The sequence below is a fragment of the Rhodoferax sp. GW821-FHT07F03 genome, assembly GCF_059418745.1.
The window spans coordinates 185,301-211,151 of the sequence record NZ_JBWKQM010000009.1 but is presented as its reverse complement, the minus strand read 5'-3'; the positions used below and the strand labels follow the sequence as shown (position 1 = coordinate 211,151).

Sequence of the window (25,851 nt, the reverse complement as noted above, 5' to 3'; positions counted from 1 at the left end):
CATAGATTCACCCAACCCAGAGAGTAAACACATGACCACCCCTTCCACCGTCCTTATCACCGGCGCCTCTTCCGGCATCGGCGCCACCTATGCCGAGCGCTTTGCACAACGCGGCCACAACCTCGTACTGGTTGCCCGCAACAAAGCACGTCTGGATACGCTCGCAACCCGCCTGCGCCAGGCGCATGGCGTCACCGTCGATATCCTGCAGGCCGACCTCATACAGACCGCCGACCTGGCCACGGTTGAAGCACGTTTGCGCGATGACGCCCGGATCGGCATCCTCATCAACAATGCCGGGGCCACCCAGTCCGGCAGCTTTATCGACCAGGCGACCGACGACGTTGGCCGCATCGTCGCGCTCAACACCACCGCACTGGTTCGACTCGCCAGCGCCATCGCGCCGCGGCTTGCGCAGGCCGGCAATGGCGCAATCGTCAATATCGGCTCCGTGGTGGGACTGGCGCCGGAATTCGGCATGTCGGTTTACGGTGCCACCAAAGCCTTCGTGTTATTCCTGTCGCAAGGACTGAGTCTGGAACTCCTGCCCAAGGGGGTGTATATCCAGGCCGTACTGCCGGCGGCAACCCGCACGGAAATCTGGGGGCGTGCAGGCATCGACGTGAATACCCTGCCCGAGGTGATGGAAGTGGGCGAGTTGGTGGATGCCGCACTGATTGGCTTCGATCGCCGAGAGCCGGTGACGATCCCGCCACTGCAGGACGCCGCACGCTGGGATGCCCTGGACGCCGCACGGCAAGCACTACTGGCGGACATCCGTCAGGCACATGCGGCGGAGCGTTACCAGGTTGCCTCGTAGGCCCAACGGGAATAAGGCTACAACAGGACTTTTATGAAAAAAGATAAAACTGTGGCGCTCGTGACGGGCGCCTCATCAGGCATCGGTGAAGCCACAGCCATCAAGCTGTTGGCAGCAGGCTACACGGTCTACGGCACCAGCCGACGCGGAGCTCAATCGGGTCAGCGGCCTTTTCCGATGCTGGCGCTTGACGTCACCGACGACGCCTCCGTCGCAGCTGCCGTCAGCGAGTTGCAAAGGCTGGAAGGGCAGATTGATGTGCTGGTCAACAATGCCGGTTCCGGGATCACGGGCGCTGCCGAAGAATGCTCGATCGAACAAGTCCGCGCTCTGTTCGAAACCAACTACCACGGCGTCGTCCGAGTGACCAATGCGGTCCTGCCCATCATGCGTGGACAGGGACGCGGGCGCATCCTCAATGTGGGCTCCGGGCTGGGCTTTATTCCTGCACCGTACAGCGCCCATTACTCGGCGACCAAACATGCGCTGGAGGGCTATTCCGAGGCGCTTGACCATGAGGTACGCGAGTTTGGCGTGCGTGTCGCAGTCATAGAACCCGGAGCCACCCGGACATCCTTTGAAGCCAGCACGGTCCTCTCCGATACGCCGCTCGCCGCCTACAACGCAAGCCGCGCAAAGTATCTTGTCGCGTTTGAGCGCGCCATGGCCGTAGCAGATACCGCTGAAAGCGTCGCCGACACCATCGTCCTCGCGGCGCGCGATCAAACTCCGCACCTGCGCTACCCCTCCGGCAAGTCTGCTCGGCAGGGTGCATTTGCCCGGCGTTTTCTGCCGCGCTCTCTGTTCGACAAGGTGCTGCACAAGCAGTTCGGCTTGGCGTAGTGGCCCCCTGCACGCACAGGCGTTGCGGGCAAAAGCTGGAGCCCGCCATGTGCGGGCTCTTCTTTGAACATGTTCTTACGCCAGCACCTGCACCACAAGCCACACATTGGCCGCGCTGATGATGGCAAACAAGGCCCAGCCCAGCAGCTTCAGCATGGGCCCATTGGCGTGGCGACCCATCAGCGCGCGGCTGCTGGTGAAGCGGATCAGCGGTCCCATGGCGAAGGGCAGCTGAAAGCTCAGCACCACCTGGCTGAGCACCAGCATCTTGCCGATGGCGTCCTCGCTCAGCCACCAGACGCCGATGAAGGCCGGCACCAGGGCCAGCACCCGCGTCAACAAGCGGCGCTGCCAGCACGGTATCTTCAGGTCCAGAAAGCCCTCCATCACGATCTGGCCGGCGATGGTGCCGGTGAAAGTGGAGCTTTGGCCCGAGGCCAGCAAGGCGATCGCAAACAGGCTGGCGGCCAGGGCGCTGCCCACCACGGGTTCGATCAGGTGGTAGGCATCGGCAATGTCGGTCACGCTGCGGTGGCCGTTGCTGTTGAAGGCGCTGGCCGCCAGCACCATGATGGCGGCGTTGACCAGCAAGGCCAATGACAGGGACACCAGGGTGTCCAGCGTGGTGAAGCGCAGCGCCTCGCGCAGGCCCGCCTCGGAGGCATGCACGCGACGGGTCTGCACGATGCTGGTGTGCAGGTACAGGTTGTGCGGCATCACCGTGGCGCCAACGATACCTATCGCCAAATACAGTGCGCCGGGCTGCTGCAGCCGCTCCAGGCTGGGCACAAAACCGATGGCCACGCCCAGCCAGTTGGGCTGGGCCATGGCCAGCTCGACCATGAAGCAGCCGGCGATGGTCAGCACCAGACCCAGCACAATGGCCTCCACGCGCCTGAAGCCCGCGCCCTGCAAGCCCAGCACCAGTACGGTGTCCAACGCGGTGATGCCAATGCCCACCGGCACCGACACGCCGAACAACAGATGCAAGGCCAGCGCGCTGCCCAGCACTTCGGCCAGGTCGCAGGCCACAATGGCCAGCTCGGCACCCAGCCACAGGAAGCGGTTCACACCTGGCGAATACTGCTCGCGGCACAGGCGCGCCAAGTCTTTTTGCGCCACAAGCCCCAGGCGCACGCACAGGGTTTGCAGCAGCATGGCCGCCAGGCTGGCCAGCAGCACCACGAACAGCAATCCGTAGCCAAAGCGGGAGCCGGATTCAATGTCCGTCGCCCAGTTGCCGGGGTCCATATAGCCCACTGACACCAGCAGCCCGGGCCCGGCGTAACGCAGCAGCTTTTTGTGCAGGGGCAGCCCCATGGCGTCGCCCACCGAGCCTTTGACTTCCGACGGACAAAAGGGAGCGGTGGCGGTGCGGGGCAGTGAAAACATGCGGTCCAGTTTAGAACTGCGGGCAGCAAAGCATGATGCGAAATTGCTATGTTTGTGATAGCTACCTGCGCAGTTTCTATCTACATCAATAGCCCATTTCTTATAAATTCGCCGTCAGTGCCCGCCGTTGCGTGAGCGGTAGGCCAGGGGCGCGATGCCAAACCGCTTCTTGAACGCCTTGGCGAAGTAGTTGGGGTCTTCAAAGCCGCAGGCATCTGCCACGAGCTTGATTTTGCTGTCGGTCTGCAGCAGCAGTGCCTGTGCATGCGCCATGCGCTGTGCATCGCGGTATTCCACTGGCGACATGCCGTATTGACGTTTGAAGGCCCGGCTGAAATAGTGCCTGCTATAGCCCAGCGACCGGGCTATGTCGGAGATGGGCAGCTGCTTGCCCTTGTAGTCCAGCATCAAATCAACCGCCAGTCGCAGATCTTCTTCCAGCCGTGGCGCATGGGTCGCCATATCGCCGGGCATGTGGCCGGTCAGCACGGTGCTGAGCAGACTACATATCTCGGTTGCTTCACGCGTGAGCCGCGCGGCGTGAATGACCTGCATGCCCAGAATGTCGATGAGCTTGTCGCCCAGTTGCTGGCCCACCTCCACCGGGAGGTAGTGCACCGGACCACGGGTCAGTATCAAGCGTTTCCACAGCGCCAGCACCTCCTCCCCGCTGAGGGCCATCCAGAAAAACTCCCAAGACCCACCCTCTTCCAACCAGTAGCTGTTGTCGTGGGGAAACTGCAGCAGCATGGTCGTACCCGCATCCAGCTTGATGCGCTGACCCTCGAAGCGCAGATGGCCGCAACCCGAGATGGTGTGCTGCACCAGCGCAAACGGGATGCGGCGGCGTGCACCGTCCCATTTGTAGGAGACATTTTCCAGATGTTCGTAGGCCGCGCTATTCACGCTGACCGTGGTCGGCAGCACCGGCTTGGGCAGCACCAGTAACCGCGCGTCCGAATTCAACTTTCTAAGCTGAGAAAACACCGGTGTCCCCCAATTTCGGCAAGGTTTTCGTTCAACGCGTCCGAGTGCGAACGCTAAGGCCGTGATGGTATCGCGACCGGCAGCAAGCCCTGGAATTTGTGCCATCTGTCTAGATCTTTAGAGCACAAAATTACCCTTTTTGACGCCGCTCTACTCTTGTTGGAGGCTAGAGCATGGGCGATATTTGCAACGCGTGGAGCAGGAAGGGGAGCCCAGGTCTGCAAAGGCCCAGCCCCGACCAACTCCGGCAGGAGACACGCCACGGTGCACGCACGGTGGTGCCTAAAACCACAACAGAGACACAACTATGAAACTGAAAAAATGGGCCGCAATGGCCGGCATAGTGATGGCAATGGTCGGGCACGCCCGGGCCGACACGGTAACCCTCAACTACTGGTCTTCCTGGACACCGGGAACGCCGGAAGAAACCAAATCCATGGACCGCATCAGAAGCTATGAAAAAAGCCACCCGGGCGTGAAGATTAATGTGCAGGTCATCACCTTCGGCATGCTGCACGACAAGCTGGTGACCTCCGTGACCGGTGGCGATGCTCCCGACGTGAGCTGGGGTCTGTCCGAGTGGTTTGGCGAACTGCGCCAAATGGGCGCCCTGCTCGACCTGAGTCCCTACGCCGACAAGTGGCCGGACCACGCCAACATACGCCCCAATGTGCTCGCCTCCCTGACAGTGGACGGCAAGCTGCTGGCGCTGCCCCAGTACATAGGACTTCGGGCCCTGGTCTACCACGACGACATGCTGAAGAAAGCGGGCTACAACGCGCCGCCTGCCACCTGGAACGACATGCTGGGCATGGCCGCAAAAGTGAAGGCCGCCACCGGCAAATATGCGTTCGGTATTGCCGGAACTGGCGTACGCGCACCACAGGAGCTGATTGCTTTTCTCGCCCAGAACGATGTATTGATTGCCCGCCCCCAGACCGATGGCAAATACAAGAACACCTGGCAAACCGACCCGGCGGAAATGCAGCGTGCCGTAGAAGTGTTTACCTTCTACAAGGACATGCTGGACAAAGGCCTGATTGCACCGGACGCCGCCAGCTGGGGCTGGCAGGAAGAGGACACCAACTTCGCGCTGGGCCAGTACGCCATGGTGGTCGATGGCCCGTGGATGCAGAACCTGGCGACGCAGAACGGCGCCACCATGCAGGACGCCAAAGTCGCCCCACCTCCCTACAAGCTGAAGCCCGCCACGTTCTTTGAAGTCAGCCCGCTGTACATCTTCAAGGGCTCCAAACACCCCGAAGAGACTTGGAAGTTCGCCAGCTACATCCTATCCAAGGAATGGCAGGAGGACATACGCCCGGACAACTCACCACGCGCCGACGTGCTGGGCCACGCCCAATGGGGCAAGGGCTTCACCGATTTGGCGCCCACGGGCGTTGTGTTCCCACCAGTCGCGCTGGGCCAGATATCCAAGAACATGACCGATGCCGTAGGCCGCGTGCTGATACGCAAGGACCAGCCCAAAGAGGTGGCCGCCTGGCTGGCCAAGGCTATCAACCAGGACTTGCGCAAATCCGGGCAATTGAGCTCCAAGTAAACCGCCATCCATTGCGCAGGACAGACCTACTCCCGTCCTGCGCATAGCCGCCAGCATGCCCGACACCGTATGGTTGTCGTGAAGACGTGCACCTGCAGCGCCAAGAATGACCGCAATGACCACACCTCCACGCCCCCAACCCAGCTACAGCACGGAAAAGCGGCGCAGCATGGCCGCGCTATGTTTCGTCCTGCCCGCTGCCGCCCTGCTGCTGCTGCTGATCGCCTACCCGCTGCTGCGGGTCATCTGGGATAGCTTCCAAAACGTCAACCTGGTCAATACCGGCGCCGCCGGTTTCGCCGGCCTGGACAACTACCGCGCCGTATTTGAGGACGAGGAGTTCATGCCGGCGGTGTGGCGTACCGTCTGGTGGACCATTTTCTCGGTAGCTGGCGAATATGTGCTGGGCATGGCCTCAGCGCTGGTGCTGGCCAAGAACATAAAGGGCCGGGCCTTCTTTCGCGCCGCCATCACCATTCCGTGGATCATCCCCATCGCGGTGGCCGGTCTCATCTGGACCTGGATGCTGACGCCCGACTACGGCATCGTGAACTACTGGCTACTCAAGCTGCATCTGGTGGACCAACCCTACTACTGGCTGGGACGCGAGAACACGGCGCTGGCCACGGTGATCTTCGTCAACATCTGGCGCAGCTTTCCGTTCTACACCATCAGCCTGCTGGCCGGCCTGATGGCCATCCCCAAAGATCTGTATGAGGCCGCCGCCGTGGACGGCGCCGGCAGCACGCGCTGCTTCATACACATCACGCTACCGCATCTGAAGACGATTTCGCTGACGCTGATCTTCATCCACCTGATATGGACGGCGATCAATTTCGACTTTATCTACGTCATGACCGAGGGCGGACCGCTAAATGCCACCCAGACGCTGCCGCTGTTGATCTACCACTACGCCATGCGCACCTTTGACGTGGGTGCCGCATCGGTGGTTGCGACACTGATGCTGGTGTTCATGAGCGCCATGTTTGTTGGCTCACATCTGATACGCCGCGCCACCCGAAAGAAGGAGGACTGAGATGTCCGCATTCCAGAACCAATCCAAAGTGCTGAAAACGGCGACCTATCTGGTGCTGCTGGCATTTGCCGTGTACTGCCTGTTCCCTTTCCTGTGGATGGTGGACACAGCGTTCAAGCCGGCCAACGAGATCCGAAGCACCACGCCCACCTTCATGATTGCCAACGCCACCTTGTCAAACTTTCGGCGGGTGCTGTTCGATACGGCCTTTCTGGTCTTCTTTCGCAACAGCCTGATCGTGGCCGTGGCATCGACCATCTTCACCATGTTGGTGGCGGTGTTCACCGGCTATGCCATGAGTCGCTGGGGCGAGAAAAAAGCTGTGAAGCTGGTAAGCGGCGCGCTGTTGGCGTCGCAAATGATTCCCGGCGTATTGCTGCTGGTGCCGCTGTACATGCTGGTGAAAAGCCTGCACCTGCTAAGCAGCTACGGCGCGCTGATTCTGGTCTACACCAGCTTCATGCTGCCCGTCTGCACCTTCATGTTGAAAGGCTACTTTGACGCGATTCCGGTGGAGCTGGAAGACGCGGCCGAGATCGACGGCTGCAGCCTGGTAGGCACCATCTTTCGCATCGTGCTGCCGCTATCCACGCCGGGCATTCTGTCCACCTGGGTGTTTGCCTTCATAAACGCCTGGAACGAATTCATGTTTGGCTATGTGCTCATCAACGATGAAGCGCACCGAACCCTGACCCCAGGCGTGATGCTGTTCAAGGGCCTGTACGCCACCGACTGGGGCGGACTGATGGCCGCGGCAGTACTGGCCATTCTTCCCGTTGCAGCCATGTTTCTGTACCTCCAACGCTTCCTCATCGAAGGCCTGTCCGCTGGCGCGGTCAAGGGCTGAACACCATGACCCTAGACACCGATATCCGCACCTTCTCTTCCCACTTCCTGAGCCTGGTTTTCCATGTCGATACCGACGGCGATGTCCGCCTGCTGGCCCTGCGTCCAGCCGACGACACACGGGATGCTTTGCCAGAGAAGAACCACCAAGCCTTTCGGGTGGTAGAAGTCCATCACTCCGGCGAAAACTACGAGGCCAACCATGATTGCAAGCGCATCGCCAGCAACCCCGGCAAGCGGCTGCGGCTGACGCACTGGGCACAGGACGATGCAGCGGGCACGCTGACCATCACGCAGCGCGACGAGCGCAGCGGCACGGTGGTACTCAGTCATTTCGTGCATTCCATGGTGGCGCCCATCGTGCGCAGCTGGACCGAGGTGAGCAATATTGGCAGTGCGGCACAGGGCATCGAATACCTGTCGTCATTTGCGTTGACTGGGCTGGACCTAGGCGGGCTTACCGCGCGGGACGAAAAGATGTGCCTGCACATCCCGCACAGCACCTGGTTTGGTGAAGCGCAGTGGCGCAGCTACCGCCTGCCAGAGCTGGGTCTGAGCCATGTGAACGAGTTCTCCATGAAGCGCATCCAGATAGGCGCCACTGGCACCTGGTCCACCGCGCAGTATGCACCGATGGCCATGCTGGAGAACACCGAAACAGGCCGCACCTTGTTCTGGCAAATCGAAAACAACGGCCCCTGGCAATGGGAAATCAGCGACGTCTCGAACATGCTGTATTTGCGGCTCAGCGGCCCGACCGAAACCGAACACCATTGGTGGAAGAACCTACAACCCGGCGAATCCTTCATTTCGGTGCCCACCTGCGTCGGTCTGGTGGATGGCGGCTTCAACACCGCCATCGCGGCGCTCACCGACTACCGCCGCGACATACGCCGCCCCAACCACGACAACACATGGCTGCCGGTGATCTTCAACGACTACATGAACTGTCTGTTTGGCGACCCCACTACCGCCAAATTACTGCCGTTGATCGACCGCGCGGCAGAGGCGGGATGCGAGTATTTCTGTGTCGATTGCGGCTGGTATTCGGACGGCTGGTGGTGGGACAGCGTGGGCGAATGGCTGCCGTCTGCGGCGCGCTTCCCGGACGGCATCAAGGAGGTGCTGGACCATATCCGAATGCGCGGCATGGTGCCCGGGCTGTGGCTGGAGATCGAGGTCATGGGCATCCGTTGCCCCCTGGCCAAGCAGCTGCCCGATAGCTGGTTCTTCATGCGGCACGGCAAGCGTGTCACCGAAAACAGCCGCTACCAGCTGGACTTCAGAAACGCCGACGTGCGACGCTACGCAGATGCTGTACTGGACCGCCTGGTGCTGGAATACGGTGCCGGCTACATCAAGATGGACTACAACATCAACGCCGGCATAGGCACGGGCGTGGACGCCGACAGCTTTGGCGAAGGCCTGCTACAGCACACCCGAGCCTACCTGGGCTGGCTAGACGCCGTGTTTGCGCGCCACCCGCAGCTCGTTATAGAGAACTGCGGCAGCGGTGGCCTGCGCATGGACTACGCGCTGCTGCAGCGGCACAGTATCCAGTCCAGCAGCGACCAGACCGACTACCGCAAGAACGGCGTCATAGCAGCCTCTACCGCGTCGCTGTGCACGCCGGAGCAGTTGGCGGTGTGGTCGTATCCTCTGCGCGACGGCGACCGCGAAGAAGTGGTGTTCAACATGGTCAACGCCATGCTGCTGCGCATCCACCAAAGCGGCCATCTGGTGGACATTGACGCGGAACGATTCGCACTGGTGAAGGAGGGCATTGCCGTCTACAAGGAGCTGCGTAATGTCATACCACGCGCCCACCCGTTCTGGCCGCAGGGCATTCCGACGCTGCAAAGCCCCTGGATGTCGTTTGCGTTGGTGTGCGACTCTGCGTGCTACCTAGCCGTCTGGCGCATGGACGGCCCCACGCAATACAGCATCGACCTGCCTCTGTTGGCCGGTCAGGGTAGGCAGGCCGAACTGGTCTACCCCCACGGCTACGCTTGCGACTACCAATGGAGTGACACCAGCGGACGCCTCAGCGTCGCATTGCCGGCACCGTACTGCGCACGGTTGTTTCGTATCCGCTAGAAAGAAGAATCCATGACCTCGTTGCAACTCAAAAACGTTTCCAAAAAAATCGGCCCGACGGAGATACTGCGCGGCATTTCGCTGGACATTGCAGACGGACAGTTCGTGGCCCTGGTCGGGCCGTCCGGCTGTGGCAAATCAACCCTTCTGCGCTTGATCAGCGGACTGGAAGACATCAGTGGTGGTGAGCTGCTGATCGGCGGCGAGCGCATGAACGGCGTTCCCGCCAAGCTACGCAATATCGCGATGGTGTTCCAGAGCTACGCGTTGTATCCGCACATGACCGTCGCTGAAAACATGGGGTTTTCGCTCAAGATCAACGGCATGCCGAAGGCCGAGGTTGCCGAAAAGGTGGCGAACGCGGCACGCATCCTGAACCTGCAGCCAGTGCTGGAACGCTCCCCGAAACAGCTCTCCGGCGGGCAACGCCAGCGGGTCGCCATGGGCCGGGCCATCGTACGCAACCCCAAGGTGTTTCTGTTCGACGAACCGCTGTCCAACCTGGACGCCAAGCTGCGCATCCAGATGCGCGCTGAAATCAAGGAACTGCACCAGCGCCTGAAGGTGACCACCGTCTACGTGACCCATGACCAGATCGAAGCCATGACCATGGCGGACGTGGTGGTGGTGATGCAGGAAGGGGTCATCGAGCAGATCGGCGCACCGCTGGACCTGTACGACAACCCGCGCAACATGTTCGTTGCCGGGTTCATCGGCTCGCCGTCGATGAACTTCCTCCAGGGCGAGGTCGAAGCCCATGGCACGCTGTTCCATTTGGGCGGCGGTACGCGCTTGCCACTGGACGGCCTGGCTGCCACGGCACCCGGCCAGGTGGTCTGCGGCATACGCCCCGAACATTTCAAGATAGACGCACAACGGGGGGTGGATGCAGAGATCGTCGTGGTCGAACCCACCGGCGCAGAAACGCAGATGCACGTCAAGATCGCCGGCCAGACCGTGCTGGCCGTGTTCAAGGACCGCCTGACCGCACATCCCGGCGACCGCATCAAGCTGCTGCCAGCGGCTGCGAAAGCCATGCTATTCGACCCCACCACAGGGCTGCGCATAGGCTGAACAACCATGTGTTGCAGGTCTGCTGTCGATGGCCTGCAGTCGCCGTTTGCTACTATTTAGATAGCTTCTAGCGCAGGTATTTCCTGTGCCAGGACCCGATTTTCTTTCAGCGCTACAACCGACGCACGGGCAGGCAGATCTGGCAGGAGAACACGCCCGTCGCGGGGTCGTGATAGCTGCCGACAGGGTAGTACTCGAAGAACGGCCGCGCGTCGGCCTGCATGCCGCTGGCGGGCAGCCAGTCGCGCAGCATCTCGCTCCAGGCCAGGCCGATCTGTACGCCTGTGCCACGGAACTCGCCCAACGCGTAGCGCCCACCGGGCAGTTCCGCCACGCTGACCGGGCTGCGGCCTACAAAGTCGTCGGGCACCTGCACGCAGGCGTCGTAACGGCACTGGGCCGGCGGGGTGACGTGGGGGTCGTCGCGGCCTATGCCGTAGCAGGCCGCGCCATCCAGCCCCTGGGCGCTACGCCAGGGCATGAACTGCTCGGCCCAGAAGCGGCTGATAGTGGCGCCGTAAGGGCCAATGTGGCGCATATAGGCAATACGGGTAGGGGGCAGGGTGGCGATGCTGACGTGCATGAGAGGCTCCAGGTTGTTGAGACCTTGATGGTTCCCAGAAACACGGTGGGCCGCCTGATCCGGCTTGCGCTGGGCCTGATCCAGATTGCGGTCTTGCTGGCGGCGTACATGGACCAACTCGTCCGCCCAGCGTTGCGGTGTGGCCGCGCGCCAGGCGCTGGGCGTGCAGCCAAAGCGCAGCTTGAAGGCCCGCGCAAAGGCCTCGCCCGAGCCAAAGCCCACGGCCAGCGCAATCTGCAGCACCGGTGCCTGCGGCAGGCGGGCCAGTTGCAGCGCACCCACCTCCAGTCGGCGCCGGCGCAGGTAGTCGCCCAGGGTCTCGCCCATCCAGGCGGCAAACACGCGGTGGAAATGGAAGGCGGAGAAGTGCGCAATATCGGCCAGGCCCGCCAGGTCCAGCGGGGTATCGAGGTGCCGGTCGATGTGGTCCAGCACCCGGTTCATGCGCTGGGTGTACTCGGCAACATGGCTGCGCGGCGAAAGGGGCAAGGACATGGTGGCGCAGTGTAGCGCTATTGAATTGCTAGCTGCAGACGCACGCAACATGTGCGCCAGCGGCCTGTTTTCTTTATAGCGCTTGGCTCAACGAAAAGTCACATCTGCGATTGTGCAAACAGCTCTTGAAACTACGCCAACGGCCAATATTTGAGAAGTATGGCGCCACCACGGGGGTGTCGCCACCACCAGTAAGAAAGGAGCAATCCCATGAATGCATTGGTTAACCGCGGCAGCTTGTTCGATGAATTCTTTCGCGACGTGGTGCCCAGTTTGTACGTCCGCCCCCTGCATGGCGACCCGTTGCCCTCGCCCGCCCAGATCAAGCTGGACGTGCACGAGACCGACGGCGCCTATACCGTCAACGCCGAAGTGCCCGGCGTGCGCAAGGAGGACATCCAGGTGTCTCTGGAAGGCAGCACGGTCACGCTGCGCGCCGAGGTAAAGCAGGAAGACCGTGAAGCCCACGGCGAAAAACTGCTACGCAGCGAACGCTACTACGGCGCGGTGGCGCGCAGCTTCCAGCTGCCGCAAGAGGTAGACCCGGGCCAGGCCAAAGCCAAGTACGACAACGGCATGCTAACCCTGACCCTGCCCAAGAAAGCGGCCACCAGCTCGCAGCGTCTGGCCATCGACTGAGGGCGCGTGCACAGGCAGCTCTTGGAAGGAATTCTGAGACCTGCCTGTGTATTCCTGGGGCGGGCCGCCTCGGTGTTTCCCCTGTGTGCTTGTAGGCACAAGCAGGTTTCAATCTTTGCTACATTCAAAGCGCTTTGAAAACCTGATTCTGACCACCGGAATACGCCGCCCATGCTGTCCCTCGCCCACCAAACCCAGCTCGCCCAGCAACACGTCACGGCCCAGCTGGCCGCACGCCCGGAAGCCAAGGCCGCACGCAAGTCCTGGAAGACCTTTGCCACCCGGCTGGACGCGCACTTCCCCACCCTGGTGGCCGAGCTGGCCCAGCTGTACGGCGCGCGGGCGGACTTTCTGGACTTCCTGGTCGACTTGCTAGCTGTGGGCTTCGACGCCTGGCTGGCGCGCCCGGTCGATCTGCAGGCGCTGGATGTACAGCGCGAGAAGAATCCGCGCTGGTTCCAGTCGCAGAAGATGCTGGGCGGCGTGTGCTACGTGGACCTGTACGCCGGCAATCTGAAGGGCCTGCTGAAGCAGATCCCGTACTTCAAGGAACTGGGCCTGACCTATCTGCATCTGATGCCGCTGTTCAAATGCCCGGACGGCAACAGCGACGGCGGCTACGCGGTCAGCAGCTACCGCGAGGTGAACCCGGCCCTGGGCACCATGGCCGACCTGCAGACCCTGGCCGCCGCACTGCGCGCCGAGGGCATCAGCCTGGTGCTGGATTTCATCTTCAACCACACCTCGGATGAGCACGACTGGGCCCGCGCCTGCGTGGCCGGCGACCCCAAGTACGCCGACTTCTACTACCTGTTCCCCGACCGCACGCTGCCCGATGCGTATGACCAAACCGTGCGCGAGATCTTCCCCGACCAGCACCCGGGCGCGTTCTCGCAGCTGGCCGATGGCCGCTGGGTCTGGACCACCTTCAACAGCTTCCAGTGGGATTTGAACTACAGCAACCCCGCGGTGTTCACCGCCATGGCCGCCGAGATGCTGGCCATCGCCAACCTGGGCACCGAGATCCTGCGCATGGACGCGGTGGCCTTTGTGTGGAAGCGACTCGGCACGGTGTGCGAGAACCTGCCGGAAGCACACACGGTGATCCGCGCCTTCAGCGCGCTGGTGCGGATCGCCGCGCCCAGCATGCTGTTCAAGAGCGAGGCCATCGTGCACCCGGACAACGTGGTGAAGTACATCTCACCGCAGGAATGCCAGCTGTCGTACAACCCGCTGCAGATGGCCTTGCTGTGGAACAGCCTGGCCACGCGCGAGGTGAACCTGTTGCAGCAGGCGCTGGAGCAGCGCCACAACCTGGACCCGGACACCAGCTGGGTCAACTATGTGCGCAGCCACGACGACATAGGCTGGACATTCGCCGACGAGGACGCGATCCAGCTCGGCATCCACGGCTTTGCACACCGGCAGTTTCTGAACCGCTTTTACGTGAACCGCTTCGAGGGTAGCTTCGCCCGCGGCGTGCCGTTCCAGGACAACCCTGCGACCGGCGACTGCCGCATCAGCGGCACCTGCGCCTCACTGGCTGGCATCGAGCAAGGCGATCCGCTGGCGCCAGCGCGCATCCTGCTGCTGCACAGCGTGGCCCTGAGTACCGGAGGCATACCGCTGATCTACCTGGGCGATGAGGTAGGCACGCCGAACGACCCCAGCTATCTGAGCGACCCGGCCAAGGTCGGCGACAGCCGCTGGGTGCACCGCCCGGCCCGCGTCGCAAGCCTCTACGCGCAGCGGACCACCAAGAACAGTGTGCCCGGCCAGATCTACCAGGGCCTGCGCCGCATGGTCGAAGTACGCCAGTCGCTGGAGGTATTCGCTGGTGGCCAACTCACCGGCTTTCGCGCCGATAACCCCAGCGTGCTGGGCTATATGCGCGGCGCGCCGGGGACGCATGTGCTGGTGCTGGCCAACTTCAGCGAACAAGCACAGCACTGCCCGGCACGGGTGTTCTCGGCCCAGCCGGATACGACGGTGGATGTGCTGAGCGGCAAAACCCTGGCCCTGCAGGGCGGCGTGACGCTGGCAGCGTATGAGGTGCTGTGGCTTGCCTGTGGCGGGGCCGGACAGGTCTAGAAATTCAGCCCTATCAACGACGGCGAATCTTGGCCCAAACCGACTGCAGCTCTTCTTGCAGCGGGTGCTTGAAAAAGAACACGCCCGTCACAAAACCCGCCAGGCCCAGCAAGCCAGCAAACACCACAACCAGCAAAGAATGCTCGGGGGTGGGGCCAAACAACACCAGGGCCAGCACAGGCCCAATGGCCGCGAACAGCGTAACGCGTCCACTCCGCGCCAGGACAGGCCACAACATCGACAGGTCCAGGCCGATGTGCTTGGACGTCAGGCGCATGCTGTACGCGGCGTAGACACCAGAGCCCAGAATCGACGCGCAGCTCACCGCCACCAGCCCCTGCATTGCGCCCACGGCCACCAGGCATATGGTCATCAGCGCGTTGACGATGGTCAAGCGGGCAATCGTGCTCACTGCCCCCGACGACAGCAAGGCGACGCCGCACAAAGAGGTGGGCACGCTCAGCGCTGTGCCCACCGCCAGCAGCCGGGCCAGGATCACGGATTCGTCCCACTGCGTGCCGTAGAGCACGTGAATGATGGGGTGGGCCATGCACACCACCATGCTGCAAAAAAACCAGCCCACCGCCGACACATAGGCCGTGGCTTTCACAAAGGGCTCCACAAAATCGCCCTGCTCGCGCGACTGCTTGGAAAACCAGGGCAAACATACCGAGCCCACAGCATCCGTGACCAGGCGGGTAAACATCTGCACCAGGCCATTTGCACGCGAATACAAGCCCGCCGACGCCAGGCTCTGCAATTTGCCCAGCAGCAGCTCGGGCGCACCGCCAGCCGCCACGCCGACGATGGAGCTGACGGACAAGCGCGAGCCGAACGCCAGCACACGCCGGATTTCCGCCACCCCGGGCAGCCAAGGGAAGGACTTCGGCCGAAAATACGTGGCCATCAGCGCATTCACCACCGTGGACGTCAACGACCCAAAGGCCAGGCTGATGGGGCCGAAGTTCTTCCAGGCCATGAAGGTGGACACCAATGCACCGCTCAGTGCAGAAGCAAAACGCATCAGCGCAACACTGTCAAAACGCATCTCGCGCATTAACCAGGCGTAGGTCAAAGAGCCAAACGGATTGACCGCATAGTTCAAGGCGATCACCAGCATGATGTCGCGCATGCGGGGTTCTTTGTAAAACAACGACACCGGGTAGCTGGCCAGCAATACCAGCAGCGCCAGACCCACACCCAAACCCAGCTGCACCGCCCACACCGCCCGGATGCGCTCGGTCGTCAATTCTCTTTCCTGCACCAGGTAGGAGCCGGCGCCCATATCCCGCACCGAAGCCACGAACATCAACAACACCATGGTGACGGAAAACACCCCGATCTCCGCAGGTGTGAGCAAACGGGCAATCACCATGGACGAAACGATGGACATCGCCAAACTCGCATAGCGGTCCAGAAACGAGAAAACTAAAGATTTACGAGTGGACATGGTGTGGAATACATAGCTTGCAGAACAACGCGCACGCAAGAAGGCCGTATTAGGCCATGCAACCATGCATGACAAGGGACCGAAGAATCGGAGACAGCGTCAAACATCTGGGCAGCCGAATGCCCCGCTGCAGACCGTGAAAACCAAGCGCGCCGAGGAAGCGGCCAGCCGAGCCATTGCGCTGGCTCAATTGCCAGCCACCGCACGCGCCAGCACCGACCGAGAAAGATAGTCGGAGGCGACCGGTGTGAGGTGGCCGTAATCCCAGGTTGTAATGCCATTTTTTCGGTCGTCGCCGATAAATGTCATGCAGCCTTCAACACTGCAAAAAACATCGACCAAGCTCACATACAGCAGCCGCGTGTCGTTGAACGATTTTTTCAACAGCCTATCTTTTTCAAGAATCGTTGCATCGATTCCTTCCAAGCTCCTGTGCGCCGTATCGTTCCATAGCTTTCGAACAATGATTTTGGGCAAATCGGAATCCCACTCCGGTGTCGGCCCGGTAAAAACCACCTTGGCGACGCCGAGCTGCGTCAGTTTTGCCTTGATTAGCTGCGCCGCAACTTCGGAATGCCCTGCACGTTGCGCCACGACGACCACATCAGGACGTGCCTGCGCAATCGCCTTCAGAGCAAACCAGTTGGACCGGACGCAAGAGCTGGTAGATGAATCGGAGGCTACATCCACCGATGGTCTGCAACCCGAGCTAGCCACCTGCAATACCTGCCAGTTGCTTTGCAGATTCTTGGTCAAACCAAAATTCAGCATTTGCGCATGCGAATCACCCCATATGAATACCGCTTTGTCATATTTGGCGGTGTCTCTGGCGTAGCAGCTGCTGGGGATTTCATCTTTGGGAGTTCTGTTTTTATCGCCCGAAATTTCTTTTTGAATATCAGAGAAATTGCAGTCATGGCGGAAGTTCTTCTCAAACACCTCCACCAATCGGCCATTGGGAATATTAGAGAAATACCTGTAGAACTCAGGCCGGTCCACCGCACCACCGTCAATTCGGGCCAATCCATTCTGCGCATAAATATAGCCAGCACCAACACCAACCAACAGCATGCTACCCAGCAAGGCAAAGGATTTTTCTTTGCCGTACGCGCCAAAGCGAACCGGTTTCTCTACCCAGAAATAGGTGGCAATCGCCAACACAAATGACAGGAAAACTGCTGCCAATTTAATTTCAGGGCTATTCAACTCCAAAATATGGGCAAATGACAGCAAAGGCCAGTGCCACAAATACAGCGGATAGCTGATCAAGCCAATCGACACCAATACTTTGGAGCCTAGAACATGTCTATTGACCCATGCGTTGGGCCCAGCTGAAATAAGCAAAAATGCGCCGATGACCGGAAGCAATGCCAACCAGCCCGGAAAATGTTGCGTCTTGTCGATATAAACAAGACCGACCACCAATAACGCCGCGCCAGCGAAAGACTGTTCGTTTGGGTACCGCTGGTGTACCGCCGGCTTGTACATGGCGATATATGCAAGCACGGCCCCGGCCAGCAACTCCCAAAAACGCGGCATCGGCAAATAAAATGCTGCATCGGGATGGTTGCTGGTCCAATATATATTCATCCAAAAAGAGCCTGCCAATATCAATGCAATAGCAAGCCCCAAAACCCGTCTCTGCCCCCAGAAGAAACTTAGCAAAATGGGCCAGAATATATAAAACTGCTCTTCCACCGCCAAACTCCACAAGTGCAGCATGGGCTTGGTTTCTGCCACATTATCAAAGTAGCTGCTTTCTTTCCACAAAATAAAGTTGGTAATAAATGCAACGCCACTTACAAGATGTTTTCCGAGCTGTTTGTACTCATCCACCAACAGCAAATGCCAGCCAAATACCAAACTACCCAGCATCACCACCAGCAAAGCCGGAAATATTCTTCGAATTCGCTTATCGTAAAAATCAATAATACTGAATTTATCTTTTTCCAGGTTCAGAAAAATAATGGAAGAAATCAAAAAACCGGAAATGACAAAGAATATATCGACACCGACAAATCCACCGTGCACCCAGGATGGAAATGCGTGAAAACCCACCACAGCAAGAACGGCAACGGCACGCAGTCCATCGATATCGGAGCGATATTTAAGATGATGCGCGGTGGGGTTTGTGAGGTGCATATTAAAAAGTTATCTACGGCCAATAATAAGCACGTGCACCGATGCAATATGCAACCCACATAAGCTAGCGCTGATGCAGCAAAATCACAAAATCAACCGCCGGGTATAGCTGAGGTAGCGCAACCCACCGGCATGCACCAGGCTTTTCCAATGGTGCAACAGTGCCCTTGTGCGTTCACCGTCTCCCAGCGCGGCTACCGATGCATCATGGTGTGCCGCGCCGATCTTGCGTTGGATCATGCGCACAATTCGTCGCGGTGGCGCCAACCCCAGCATGCGCTGGAATAGCGGAATGTAGGCCTGGAAATAAGCCGCCGATTTGGACAAGGACCCTGGTGTTTCTTCATTGCAACGGAATACTGGTGCATCCACGACCGCCACCTTTTTGCCATCCAGCGCCAGCCTAAAAGCCACCAGCGTCCACTCTGCGTAGTCGTGGTAATTCTGGAAATAGCCCACGCCCACAGAGGCCGAGCGAAACAACGCGTTGCCGTTGTGCAACCAGTTGAACTCCATCAGCGTGTCCAATGGGCGAGCGGGTACGTCCGCCAAGCGGTCATAGGACAAAACCTGCCGACCGGCACGGTGCTGGTAGTAGTTGCCAACGACCAGATCCGCCAGCGGGTCTGCTTGCAGCGCGGCCAATTTCTGATCGGTACTGCCAGGCAGATACTCGTCGTCGTCATCCAATGCCGAGAAAAATGCGGTGGTGACCAACTCCCGCCCACGCAGCACGGCATTCGGGGCCGAGGGCTTGGCCACATATTCAAAATGGACGTCTGGCTGCGCCTTCAACCAGTCGCACACAGCAGCATCAGAACGGTTGCCATTCACAACCGCAATAATCTGCACGGGCTGGGAAGAGGAAGAGCGGATGGAATTCACCGCACGCTGGAGAAGCTCGGCCCGCGCGGCAGAAGCCATGGTGGGAATGATGACGCTGACCAAGGGCGCATCCCCGGCGGAGTTCACACCCGCAATGTCTCTTGGATTCATAGATCTGGATAGTCTTTGGCTGGATTTTTGAGCGGGTCCACGAACAGGGCAGCCACGCTCCGCACCATATTTTTGACCCGCAAGGAGGCATGCGCCGAAGCCCAGCCGAAATGCCGCTGCGCAAAGCGCATGCCTTGCGCATAGGCCGCTACACCGTGCTGGCTGCACATATAGAAGTACTCTTGCAGGGTGCTTGCAATCGCGTCCTGGCAAGCCCCGATTTCCACGGGCCCCAGGCCTATGTTTGGATTGTCTCGGATGATCTTGATGGCCAACAACCCGTTTTCCGCATTGCGGCGGGCGTTGCGCACATGCGATGCGTTGTCGTCATGCCAGCGGTACTGCGTGATGGCCACCGGGGCGTACACAAAGCAGGCCTTCAGCAGCAGGCGCACCAGAAACTCCCGGTCTTCGGCTGTGGCTAGCTTTTCATTGAACAAACCCACCTCGTTGGCCAGGGCCCTGGAAACGACCAGGCTGGACGGCTTGATGAAATTGCCCTTGATCATGCGCGGCAGTATCTGCTTGTCGATACGGTAGAAATCGGTGCCCGCAATGGGTGTGCCGAATTTGCGCGAGGGGCTGTCCCAGTAGTCGTCGTAAAGCATGTCTTGCAGCACGCCCTTGGCCAACAAGCGGCCGGCGCCGTACGCGCCTTTGGCCTTGGGTTCCGCAGCGAGTGCGCGCATCAGCTCGGCAATGTGCTCGGGCTCGAAAATATCGTCGGCATCCAGAAAGGCCAGCCACTCGCCCTGCGCCAGCCGAATGCCCTGGTTGCGCGTTGCCGCAATGCCGCTATTGGACTGGTTGTGTAAATGGATGGGGTATGACTGCGGATGGGCGGCAATCCAGGCCGCCACGGTTTGCACCGTATCGTCGGTGGAACCATCGTTGACGATGATCACCTCCCGCGGCTGCAGCGTTTGCTCAGCAATTCCATGCAATGCATCGGCCAGAAAATGGGCGGCGTTGTAGGCAGGAATCACGACCGAGACGTCGCTTGCAGGCATAAGGGGTTCCAGGGGACAGCGTGGCGGCATTCTAAGACGGGTCCTGGCCTGGGCTGTCCTATGATGGACCTTTGCTTTGTATACAAACACATTCCATGGCAACCTCCTCTTACCTTGATACCCGGCCTGTGCTGGCCGAACGCACTTTCATCCACGCCTCGGCCCAGGTGATTGGCGACGTGCAGATCGACGCCGACAGCTCGGTCTGGTGCAACACCGTGCTGCGCGGCGACGTAAACCGCATCCGCATTGGCCACAGCAGCAATATCCAGGACCTGAGCATGGGCCATGTGTCGCACAAGAGCGCCAGCAAGCCCGAGGGCTCGCCGCTGCTGATCGGCAACTACGTGACCATCGGGCATTCGGTGATCCTGCACGGCTGCAGCATTGGCGACGAGTGCCTGATCGGCATGGGCAGCATCGTCATGGACGACGTGGTGGTACCGGCGCGCACCATGGTCGGCGCGGGCAGCCTGATCGGCCCGGGCAAGGTACTGGAGAGCGGCTACCTGTACATGGGCCGGCCGGCCGCCAAGGTGCGGGCGCTCACCCCCGAGGAAATCGCCTATCTGCGCTATTCGGCCGAGCACTATGTGCGGGTAAAGGACAATTTTCTCGCCAGCGAAACCAAAGTGTGAAAATGACCTCCAGCGCAGTAAATACTTGCGCTGGCAGCTATCAAAATAAGAGTAACCTGGCTTACTCGACCACCACCGGCACACGCTGGGCCAGAGCGCACATCAGCTCGTAGCCCACGGTGCCGGCCTGCTGTGCTACTTCGTCAATCGGCAACACAACGCCATTCGCAGCCCGGCCCCACAGGGTGACGGGCGTGCCGATGTGGGCCTGGGGTGTGGGCGTCAGGTCGACCACCAGCATGTCCATGCTGACGCGACCCAGGGTGCGGCTACGCACGCCGTCCACCAGCACCGGGGTGCCGGTGGGGCAGATGCGCGGATAACCATCGGCATAGCCGCAGGCCACGATGCCGATACGCATCGCCTGCTCGGCCGCAAAGTTGGAGCCATAACCGACGGTAGCGCCCGGCTGCAGGTCTTGCGTAGCTATGATTTTTGCAGTCAGCGTCATGGCCGGCTGCAGGCCCCAATCGGCCGAGGTATAGGCCGGAAAGTCGGGTGCGCTGCCGTAAATGGCGATGCCGGGGCGTACCCAGTCACCCGCCACCTGGGCCGCCAGCGCGGGCTGCTGCAGGGGCGCACCGGGGGTGTGGCGCAGGGTGGCGGCGCTATTGGCCACGCTACGCTCACCGGGCAGGTCGGCGGTCACGGCGTTGAACACCGCCATGGCCTCGGCAATGCCACGCGGACCGTCTGCGTCGCTGAAATGGGTGATCAGCGAGATTTCGTCCACCTGGGGCAGCAGGTTCAGCCGGGTCCAGGCCGAGCGGTAGCGCTCAGGGCTAAAGCCCAGGCGGTTCATGCCAGTGTTCATTTTCAGGAACACGCGATGCGGCACATTCGTCTTGTGCACGGCCAGCATGTCGATCTGGGCATCGCAGTGCACGGTGTGCCACAGGTCTAGGCGCGAGCACAGCTCCAGATCGCGCTGCTCGAACACGCCTTCCAGCAGCAGCACCGGGCCGCGCCAGCCCAGGGCGCGCACGCGTTCGGCCTCGTTCAGATCCAGCAGGGCGAAGCCATCGGCACCGCGCAGGCCCTCGAAAACACGCTCGATGCCATGGCCGTAGGCATTGGCCTTGACCACCGCCCAGACCCGGGCATCCCCCGCGGCAGCGCGGGCGCGGGCCAGGTTGTGGCGCAAGGAGTCGGTGTGGATGGTGGCCTGGATGGGACGCGGCATGGGTGGGTTCCGGTAGGGGCGATGCGGCAGGGTTGAGGGCTTTTCCGGGATTTTGGCATTCCACCGCGTGATATAACCCGCTGTCTCTGGAGACTTGTCTTAAATCAACCTGCATCAGCCAGACTGATGCCGCCACAAGCATTTAATGAAGCGCGGTTTCTTTACCCTCATGTCGGCCCAGTTCTGCTCGTCACTGGCCGACCAGGCGCTTTTTGTGGCGTCCATTGCGATGATCCGAGGTGCCGGAGGTGCTCCCTGGCAACAGGCCGCCTTGGTTCCCATGTTTGCGCTTTTCTATGTGATCCTGGCCCCCTGGCTGGGTGCGCTGGCGGACGCGTTCCCCAAGGGCAAGGTGATGTTGGCCAGCAATTCCATCAAGATGGCGGGCTGTCTGATGATGCTGTTTGGCATTCACCCCCTGCTGGCCACGGCCGTGGTGGGCCTGGGTGCGGCGGCCTATTCGCCAGCCAAGTACGGCATCCTGACCGAGATGCTACCGGCCTCGCAGCTGGTGCAGGCCAATGGCTGGATCGAAGGTCTGACGATTGCATCCATCATTCTGGGCGTGCTGTTTGGCGGGCAACTGGTAGGGCCGGCGGTGTCGGCCAAACTGCTGGCACTGGACTTCCCCTTCTTTGACACCGGCATCAGCACCCCGCCGCAAGCCGCCGTGAGCGTGCTCATCGCCGTCTACGCGCTGGCCGCCTGGTTCAACACCCGCATTCCCGATACCGGGGTGGAAATGCGCCCCATGCCAAGCAACGCGTTGGCCCTGCTGCCCGACTTCTGGCGCTGCAACTCCCGGCTGTGGACCGACAAGTTGGGGCAGATTACCCTGGCCACCACCACCCTGTTCTGGGGTGTCAGCGGCAACCTGAAATACATCGTGCTGGCCTGGAGCGCCACCGCGCTGGGCTATAGCATCACCCAATCGACCAGCCTGCTGGGCGTAGTCGCCATAGGCACCGCTGCTGGCGCCGTGGCAGCGTCCATGCGCATGCGGCTGGACACCGCCACCAAGGTCATCCCACTGGGCCTGCTGATGGGCCTGCTGGTGATCTTGATGAACTTCATCCACAACGTCTGGCTGGCCGTCCCATTCCTGGTAGTGCTGGGCGGCCTGGGCGGTTTCATGGTGGTGCCGATGAATGCCCTGCTGCAACACCGCGGCCACAATCTGATGGGCGCGGGCCGCTCGATCGCTGTGCAGAACTTCAACGAGCAGCTGTGCATCCTGGCCCTGGGCGCCTTCTACAGCGTCTCCACCGGCCTGGGCCTGTCGTCCTTTGGCGCCATCACCGCCTTTGGCCTGGTGGTGGCCGGCTTCATGTGGCTGATCAAGCGCTGGCATGCCAACAACTGCATCAAATACAAGGACGAGGTCGACCATCTTTTGATGCTGGCCCGCACCGACAACACCCACTAGCCTCGCGCCCGCCCTGGTGGCAGGGCGCGTCTCCCGCATGCCCGCCGCCCTGCTCCCCGCTCTCGCGCTGATGCTGAACGCCTTTATCTGGGGCGTGTCCTGGTGGCCGTTCCGCCAGCTGCAGCAACTGGGCCTGCATCCGCTGTGGTCCACCTCCCTGCTGTACGCCGTGGCCCTGGCGGGCCTGCTGCTGGCCCGCCCCGCTGCCGCACGCGGCATGCTGCGCCGGCCGGAGCTATGGCTGTTGCTGCTGGCCACCGGCATGACGAATGTGGGCTTCAACTGGGCGGTGGCGATTGGCGACGTGGTGCGCGTGGTGCTGCTGTTCTATCTGATGCCCGGCTGGGCCGTGCTGCTGGCCTGGCTGGTGCTGGGCGAGCGGCCTACGCGGGCTTCGCTGCTGCGGCTGGTGCTGGCGCTGGTGGGCGTGCTGGTGGTGCTGTGGCCCGAGGGCGGCCTGCGCACGGTGGCCGGCATGGCGTTCTCGACGGCGGACGGACTGGCCCTGCTGGGCGGCTTCAGCTTTGCGCTGACCAATGTGCTGCTACGCCGCCTGCAGGATGTGCCCGGCACCGAGCGCATGTGCGCCATGTTTGGCGGCGGCGTGCTGATGGCTGGGCTGGCCGCTTCCCTGGGCGGACAGTTTGGGCTGGTGCCGGCTATCCCAGCACTACAGCTAGGCTGGGGCAGCGCCGTCGTGCTGCTGGGCCTGCTATTTTTCATCAGCAATATGGGGCTGCAGTATGGTGCGGCACGCATGTCGTCCAGCAACAGCTCCATCGTGATGCTGACCGAAATCGTGTTTGCCAGCGTGTCCTCGGTGGCGCTGGGCGCGGCCACGCTGTCGCTGCGCACGCTGGTGGGAGCGGCGCTGATACTGCTGGCGTCGGTGCTGGCAGCACGCAGTGAATAAACGCGTCAGAGAGAAGTCTGCTTAAATCGCAGGCATGACTACCTCCATCTACGACTTCAGCGCCACAGACATTGCCGGCCAACCCGTCGCCCTGTCGCAGTTCAAAGGCCAGGTTCTACTGGTCGTCAACACGGCCAGCGCCTGCGGCTTCACGCCGCAGTTCGCCGGGCTGGAAGAGCTGCACAAAAGCTACGGTGCCAAGGGCCTGACGGTGCTGGGCTTTCCGTGCAACCAGTTTGGCGCGCAGGACAAGGGCAGCAACGACGAGATCGCCAGCTTCTGCCAAGTGAACTACGGCGTCAGCTTCCCGATGATGGCCAAGATCGAGGTCAATGGCGCCGGTGCCGACCCGCTGTACCAGTGGCTGGTCAACGAGGCACCGGGCCTGCTGGGCACCAAGGCAATCAAATGGAACTTCACCAAATTCCTGATCAGCAAGGACGGCCAGGTACTCAAGCGCTATGCGCCAATGGATACGCCCCAAAGCCTGCAAAAGGACATCGAGGCGGCATTGGCAATTTAAAGCCGGCGCTTCTTCCGCCGCCCAGGCTTTTGACCATGCGCGGCGAACGCGTACCTCAACTGTGCGAGGCCAGGACTTGGTTGAGTTGCTGCTTCTCTTCGGCGGAGGCGGCCGGGCGTTTGACGGCGGTGGTCAACGCGACACGCAGGTTCGGCGTAAGGTCCACATCGCCGCTGCTCACCGAACTCAGTGTTTCCCGCACCAGGTCGCCATAGGCACCTTTGGACAGCTGCGCGATGGCGATGTTGGAAGCCTCCGCAGGCGAGCTCAGGCGGTACAGCTTCTGGACGGCAAGCGCCCGCACTATATCGCTGCCCTGGCTCTCCGCCAGTTGGTTCAACAGCGGGACGGCATCATTTCGCAGATTGGCGGTATCGCTATTTTTCTGATCCTCCAGCATGCCAATAAAGTTCAGCCGCGCGACAGCAGTTCGCTCATCCGTTTGCGCACCCGCCTTCAAATCGGCCATCGCTCGGGTAAGCACCTCCTGCGGCGCCTGGCCCGGCAGGTTGAAGTAGGTCTCGTACATCTCGGCGAACTTGGCTTCGCTCTTGCCCGCCCAGATGGCGTTCGCCTCCTGCAAAACGATGCCCCGACCCGCCGCCGACCCGACCAGCAGCGAGCGCAGCATGTCCCGCTCCATGCCCTGCTCGGCCGGCATGTTGTGATAGAACTGCTCCACGACTTTGGCAACCGCAGGGTTGCCCTCTATCGACGCCAGGAGCCGCGCCTGTAGTTCCTCGACATCCTTCGACGACAGGTCTTCCCGCTTCATGATCTTGTCAAACAAGGCCCTGAGACTCTCAGCCGCTTCTTCGGGCGTGAATACCTTGACGTCTGGTTCATCGGCGGAGACAAGCGTCCCCTGGAAACCGCTCGGCACAGCGGACATAGACGCTTGCGCACCAAAGACCACTGGCGTTTGGGATGGCTGGGCGCTGGAACTGCCTGCCTGCGGCGCTTCGGCCTGGTCTGCACCATACCCGCTACGGGAAAAAAAGTAGATCCCCGCCGCGATCAGCAAACATCCGCCGATGATGGCTTTCACAGGTACGCGGGGCGAGGAAAAATAGATTTTGGAAGGCACTGCAATCCTCTGGAAATAG

The 25,851-nt window shown here is 61.0% G+C and carries 22 protein-coding genes; 13 read left to right on the top strand and 9 right to left on the bottom strand.

Annotated elements, in window-relative coordinates; all coding sequences use genetic code 11:
- The first annotated feature begins 31 nt into the window (after positions 1-31).
- Both AC07R0_RS15610 and AC07R0_RS15605 read left to right on the top strand, forming a co-directional pair.
- A complete protein-coding gene (locus AC07R0_RS15610; RefSeq protein WP_495105528.1) occupies positions 32-820 on the top strand; it encodes an SDR family NAD(P)-dependent oxidoreductase in 789 nt (262 codons plus the stop codon).
- A 33-nt stretch (positions 821-853) separates the two neighbouring features.
- Entirely contained in the window at positions 854-1,663 is an 810-nt protein-coding gene (locus AC07R0_RS15605; RefSeq protein WP_495105527.1) for an oxidoreductase, read from the top strand.
- 75 nt (positions 1,664-1,738) lie between these two features.
- On the opposite strand, the gene AC07R0_RS15600 is transcribed toward AC07R0_RS15605, so the two are convergent.
- Both AC07R0_RS15600 and AC07R0_RS15595 read right to left on the bottom strand, forming a co-directional pair.
- Positions 1,739-3,055, bottom strand: coding sequence for an Nramp family divalent metal transporter (locus AC07R0_RS15600; protein ID WP_495105526.1), 1,317 nt, complete (start codon positions 3,053-3,055; stop codon positions 1,739-1,741).
- 114 nt (positions 3,056-3,169) lie between these two features.
- Positions 3,170-4,021, bottom strand: a complete 852-nt coding sequence (locus AC07R0_RS15595; RefSeq protein WP_495105525.1) for a helix-turn-helix transcriptional regulator — start codon at positions 4,019-4,021, stop codon at positions 3,170-3,172.
- Between the two features lie 328 nt (positions 4,022-4,349).
- Between AC07R0_RS15595 and AC07R0_RS15590 the strand changes: the two genes are divergently transcribed.
- From AC07R0_RS15590 to AC07R0_RS15570, 5 genes are all read left to right on the top strand, one after another.
- Positions 4,350-5,603: an ABC transporter substrate-binding protein gene (locus AC07R0_RS15590; protein ID WP_495105524.1), complete on the top strand. Its 1,254-nt coding sequence runs from the start codon at positions 4,350-4,352 to the stop codon at positions 5,601-5,603.
- Positions 5,604-5,718: 115 nt separating this feature from the next.
- Positions 5,719-6,639 (top strand): carbohydrate ABC transporter permease, encoded by a 921-nt coding sequence (locus AC07R0_RS15585; RefSeq protein WP_495105523.1) that lies wholly within the window; start codon positions 5,719-5,721, stop codon positions 6,637-6,639.
- Between the two features lies 1 nt (position 6,640).
- Complete coding sequence (locus AC07R0_RS15580) at positions 6,641-7,486, top strand: carbohydrate ABC transporter permease (protein WP_495105522.1); 846 nt, start codon at positions 6,641-6,643, stop codon at positions 7,484-7,486.
- Positions 7,487-7,491: 5 nt separating this feature from the next.
- Positions 7,492-9,582, top strand: coding sequence for a glycoside hydrolase family 36 protein (locus AC07R0_RS15575; protein ID WP_495105521.1), 2,091 nt, complete (start codon positions 7,492-7,494; stop codon positions 9,580-9,582).
- 12 nt (positions 9,583-9,594) lie between these two features.
- Positions 9,595-10,656 (top strand): ABC transporter ATP-binding protein, encoded by a 1,062-nt coding sequence (locus tag AC07R0_RS15570; RefSeq protein ID WP_495105520.1) that lies wholly within the window; start codon positions 9,595-9,597, stop codon positions 10,654-10,656.
- A 112-nt stretch (positions 10,657-10,768) separates the two neighbouring features.
- Here the strand turns inward: AC07R0_RS15570 and AC07R0_RS15565 are convergent, their stop codons facing one another.
- Complete coding sequence (locus tag AC07R0_RS15565) at positions 10,769-11,734, bottom strand: AraC family transcriptional regulator (protein WP_495105519.1); 966 nt, start codon at positions 11,732-11,734, stop codon at positions 10,769-10,771.
- 210 nt (positions 11,735-11,944) lie between these two features.
- On the opposite strand from AC07R0_RS15565, the gene AC07R0_RS15560 reads away from it, so the two are divergent.
- On the top strand, positions 11,945-12,373 hold the full coding sequence (locus AC07R0_RS15560) for an Hsp20/alpha crystallin family protein (protein WP_495099746.1): 429 nt from the start codon (positions 11,945-11,947) through the stop codon (positions 12,371-12,373).
- Positions 12,374-12,544: 171 nt separating this feature from the next.
- On the top strand, positions 12,545-14,464 hold the full coding sequence (locus tag AC07R0_RS15555) for an alpha-amylase family glycosyl hydrolase (protein WP_495105518.1): 1,920 nt from the start codon (positions 12,545-12,547) through the stop codon (positions 14,462-14,464).
- A gap of 13 nt (positions 14,465-14,477) precedes the next feature.
- Here AC07R0_RS15555 and AC07R0_RS15550 read toward each other — a convergent pair whose 3' ends face one another.
- The 4 genes from AC07R0_RS15550 to AC07R0_RS15535 form a co-directional block, all read right to left on the bottom strand.
- A complete protein-coding gene (locus tag AC07R0_RS15550; RefSeq protein ID WP_495105517.1) occupies positions 14,478-15,914 on the bottom strand; it encodes an oligosaccharide flippase family protein in 1,437 nt (478 codons plus the stop codon).
- A gap of 186 nt (positions 15,915-16,100) precedes the next feature.
- Positions 16,101-18,056, bottom strand: coding sequence for an acyltransferase family protein (locus AC07R0_RS15545; protein ID WP_495105516.1), 1,956 nt, complete (start codon positions 18,054-18,056; stop codon positions 16,101-16,103).
- A gap of 84 nt (positions 18,057-18,140) precedes the next feature.
- Entirely contained in the window at positions 18,141-19,052 is a 912-nt protein-coding gene (locus tag AC07R0_RS15540; protein WP_495105515.1) for a glycosyltransferase, read from the bottom strand.
- Complete coding sequence (locus AC07R0_RS15535; protein WP_495105514.1) at positions 19,049-20,062, bottom strand: glycosyltransferase family 2 protein; 1,014 nt, start codon at positions 20,060-20,062, stop codon at positions 19,049-19,051. Before AC07R0_RS15535 ends, AC07R0_RS15540 begins: the two co-directional genes overlap by 4 nt.
- Positions 20,063-20,157: 95 nt before the next feature.
- On the opposite strand from AC07R0_RS15535, the gene AC07R0_RS15530 reads away from it, so the two are divergent.
- Entirely contained in the window at positions 20,158-20,700 is a 543-nt protein-coding gene (locus AC07R0_RS15530; RefSeq protein WP_495105513.1) for a gamma carbonic anhydrase family protein, read from the top strand.
- Positions 20,701-20,761: 61 nt separating this feature from the next.
- Here the strand turns inward: AC07R0_RS15530 and alr are convergent, their stop codons facing one another.
- Entirely contained in the window at positions 20,762-21,883 is a 1,122-nt protein-coding gene (alr, locus tag AC07R0_RS15525) for an alanine racemase (RefSeq protein ID WP_495105512.1), read from the bottom strand.
- A 145-nt stretch (positions 21,884-22,028) separates the two neighbouring features.
- On the opposite strand from alr, the gene lplT reads away from it, so the two are divergent.
- Genes lplT through AC07R0_RS15510 form a run of 3 tightly spaced genes read left to right on the top strand, consistent with a single transcriptional unit; the run spans position 22,029 to position 24,745 of the window.
- Positions 22,029-23,309 (top strand): lysophospholipid transporter LplT, encoded by a 1,281-nt coding sequence (gene lplT, locus AC07R0_RS15520; protein WP_495105511.1) that lies wholly within the window; start codon positions 22,029-22,031, stop codon positions 23,307-23,309.
- 37 nt (positions 23,310-23,346) lie between these two features.
- Positions 23,347-24,222, top strand: coding sequence for a DMT family transporter (locus AC07R0_RS15515; protein WP_495105510.1), 876 nt, complete (start codon positions 23,347-23,349; stop codon positions 24,220-24,222).
- Between the two features lie 34 nt (positions 24,223-24,256).
- The gene (locus AC07R0_RS15510; protein ID WP_495105509.1) at positions 24,257-24,745 is read left to right on the top strand and encodes a glutathione peroxidase; all 489 of its coding nucleotides are present in this window, start codon (positions 24,257-24,259) and stop codon (positions 24,743-24,745) included.
- Between the two features lie 55 nt (positions 24,746-24,800).
- On the opposite strand, the gene AC07R0_RS15505 is transcribed toward AC07R0_RS15510, so the two are convergent.
- Positions 24,801-25,832 carry a hypothetical protein gene (locus AC07R0_RS15505; RefSeq protein ID WP_495105508.1) on the bottom strand — a complete coding sequence of 344 codons (1,032 nt, stop codon included), beginning with the start codon at positions 25,830-25,832 and terminating at the stop codon, positions 24,801-24,803.
- Between the last annotated feature and the right edge of the window lie 19 nt (positions 25,833-25,851).

Bases quoted from the DNA above. Each gene is read 5' to 3' on its own strand.
- AC07R0_RS15510 (WP_495105509.1), top strand. From the start codon at position 24,257: ATGACTACCTCCATCTACGACTTCAGCGCCACAGACATTGCCGGCCAA.
- AC07R0_RS15540 (WP_495105515.1), bottom strand. From the start codon at position 19,052: ATGAATCCAAGAGACATTGCGGGTGTGAACTCCGCCGGGGATGCGCCC.
- alr (WP_495105512.1), bottom strand. From the start codon at position 21,883: ATGCCGCGTCCCATCCAGGCCACCATCCACACCGACTCCTTGCGCCAC.
- lplT (WP_495105511.1), top strand. From the start codon at position 22,029: ATGAAGCGCGGTTTCTTTACCCTCATGTCGGCCCAGTTCTGCTCGTCA.
- AC07R0_RS15545 (WP_495105516.1), bottom strand. From the start codon at position 18,056: ATGCACCTCACAAACCCCACCGCGCATCATCTTAAATATCGCTCCGAT.
- AC07R0_RS15585 (WP_495105523.1), top strand. From the start codon at position 5,719: ATGACCACACCTCCACGCCCCCAACCCAGCTACAGCACGGAAAAGCGG.
- AC07R0_RS15610 (WP_495105528.1), top strand. From the start codon at position 32: ATGACCACCCCTTCCACCGTCCTTATCACCGGCGCCTCTTCCGGCATC.
- AC07R0_RS15535 (WP_495105514.1), bottom strand. From the start codon at position 20,062: ATGCCTGCAAGCGACGTCTCGGTCGTGATTCCTGCCTACAACGCCGCC.
- AC07R0_RS15530 (WP_495105513.1), top strand. From the start codon at position 20,158: ATGGCAACCTCCTCTTACCTTGATACCCGGCCTGTGCTGGCCGAACGC.
- AC07R0_RS15570 (WP_495105520.1), top strand. From the start codon at position 9,595: ATGACCTCGTTGCAACTCAAAAACGTTTCCAAAAAAATCGGCCCGACG.
- AC07R0_RS15580 (WP_495105522.1), top strand. From the start codon at position 6,641: ATGTCCGCATTCCAGAACCAATCCAAAGTGCTGAAAACGGCGACCTAT.
- AC07R0_RS15560 (WP_495099746.1), top strand. From the start codon at position 11,945: ATGAATGCATTGGTTAACCGCGGCAGCTTGTTCGATGAATTCTTTCGC.
- AC07R0_RS15565 (WP_495105519.1), bottom strand. From the start codon at position 11,734: ATGTCCTTGCCCCTTTCGCCGCGCAGCCATGTTGCCGAGTACACCCAG.
- AC07R0_RS15590 (WP_495105524.1), top strand. From the start codon at position 4,350: ATGAAACTGAAAAAATGGGCCGCAATGGCCGGCATAGTGATGGCAATG.
- AC07R0_RS15575 (WP_495105521.1), top strand. From the start codon at position 7,492: ATGACCCTAGACACCGATATCCGCACCTTCTCTTCCCACTTCCTGAGC.
- AC07R0_RS15600 (WP_495105526.1), bottom strand. From the start codon at position 3,055: ATGTTTTCACTGCCCCGCACCGCCACCGCTCCCTTTTGTCCGTCGGAA.
- AC07R0_RS15515 (WP_495105510.1), top strand. From the start codon at position 23,347: ATGCCCGCCGCCCTGCTCCCCGCTCTCGCGCTGATGCTGAACGCCTTT.
- AC07R0_RS15605 (WP_495105527.1), top strand. From the start codon at position 854: ATGAAAAAAGATAAAACTGTGGCGCTCGTGACGGGCGCCTCATCAGGC.
- AC07R0_RS15550 (WP_495105517.1), bottom strand. From the start codon at position 15,914: ATGTCCACTCGTAAATCTTTAGTTTTCTCGTTTCTGGACCGCTATGCG.
- AC07R0_RS15555 (WP_495105518.1), top strand. From the start codon at position 12,545: ATGCTGTCCCTCGCCCACCAAACCCAGCTCGCCCAGCAACACGTCACG.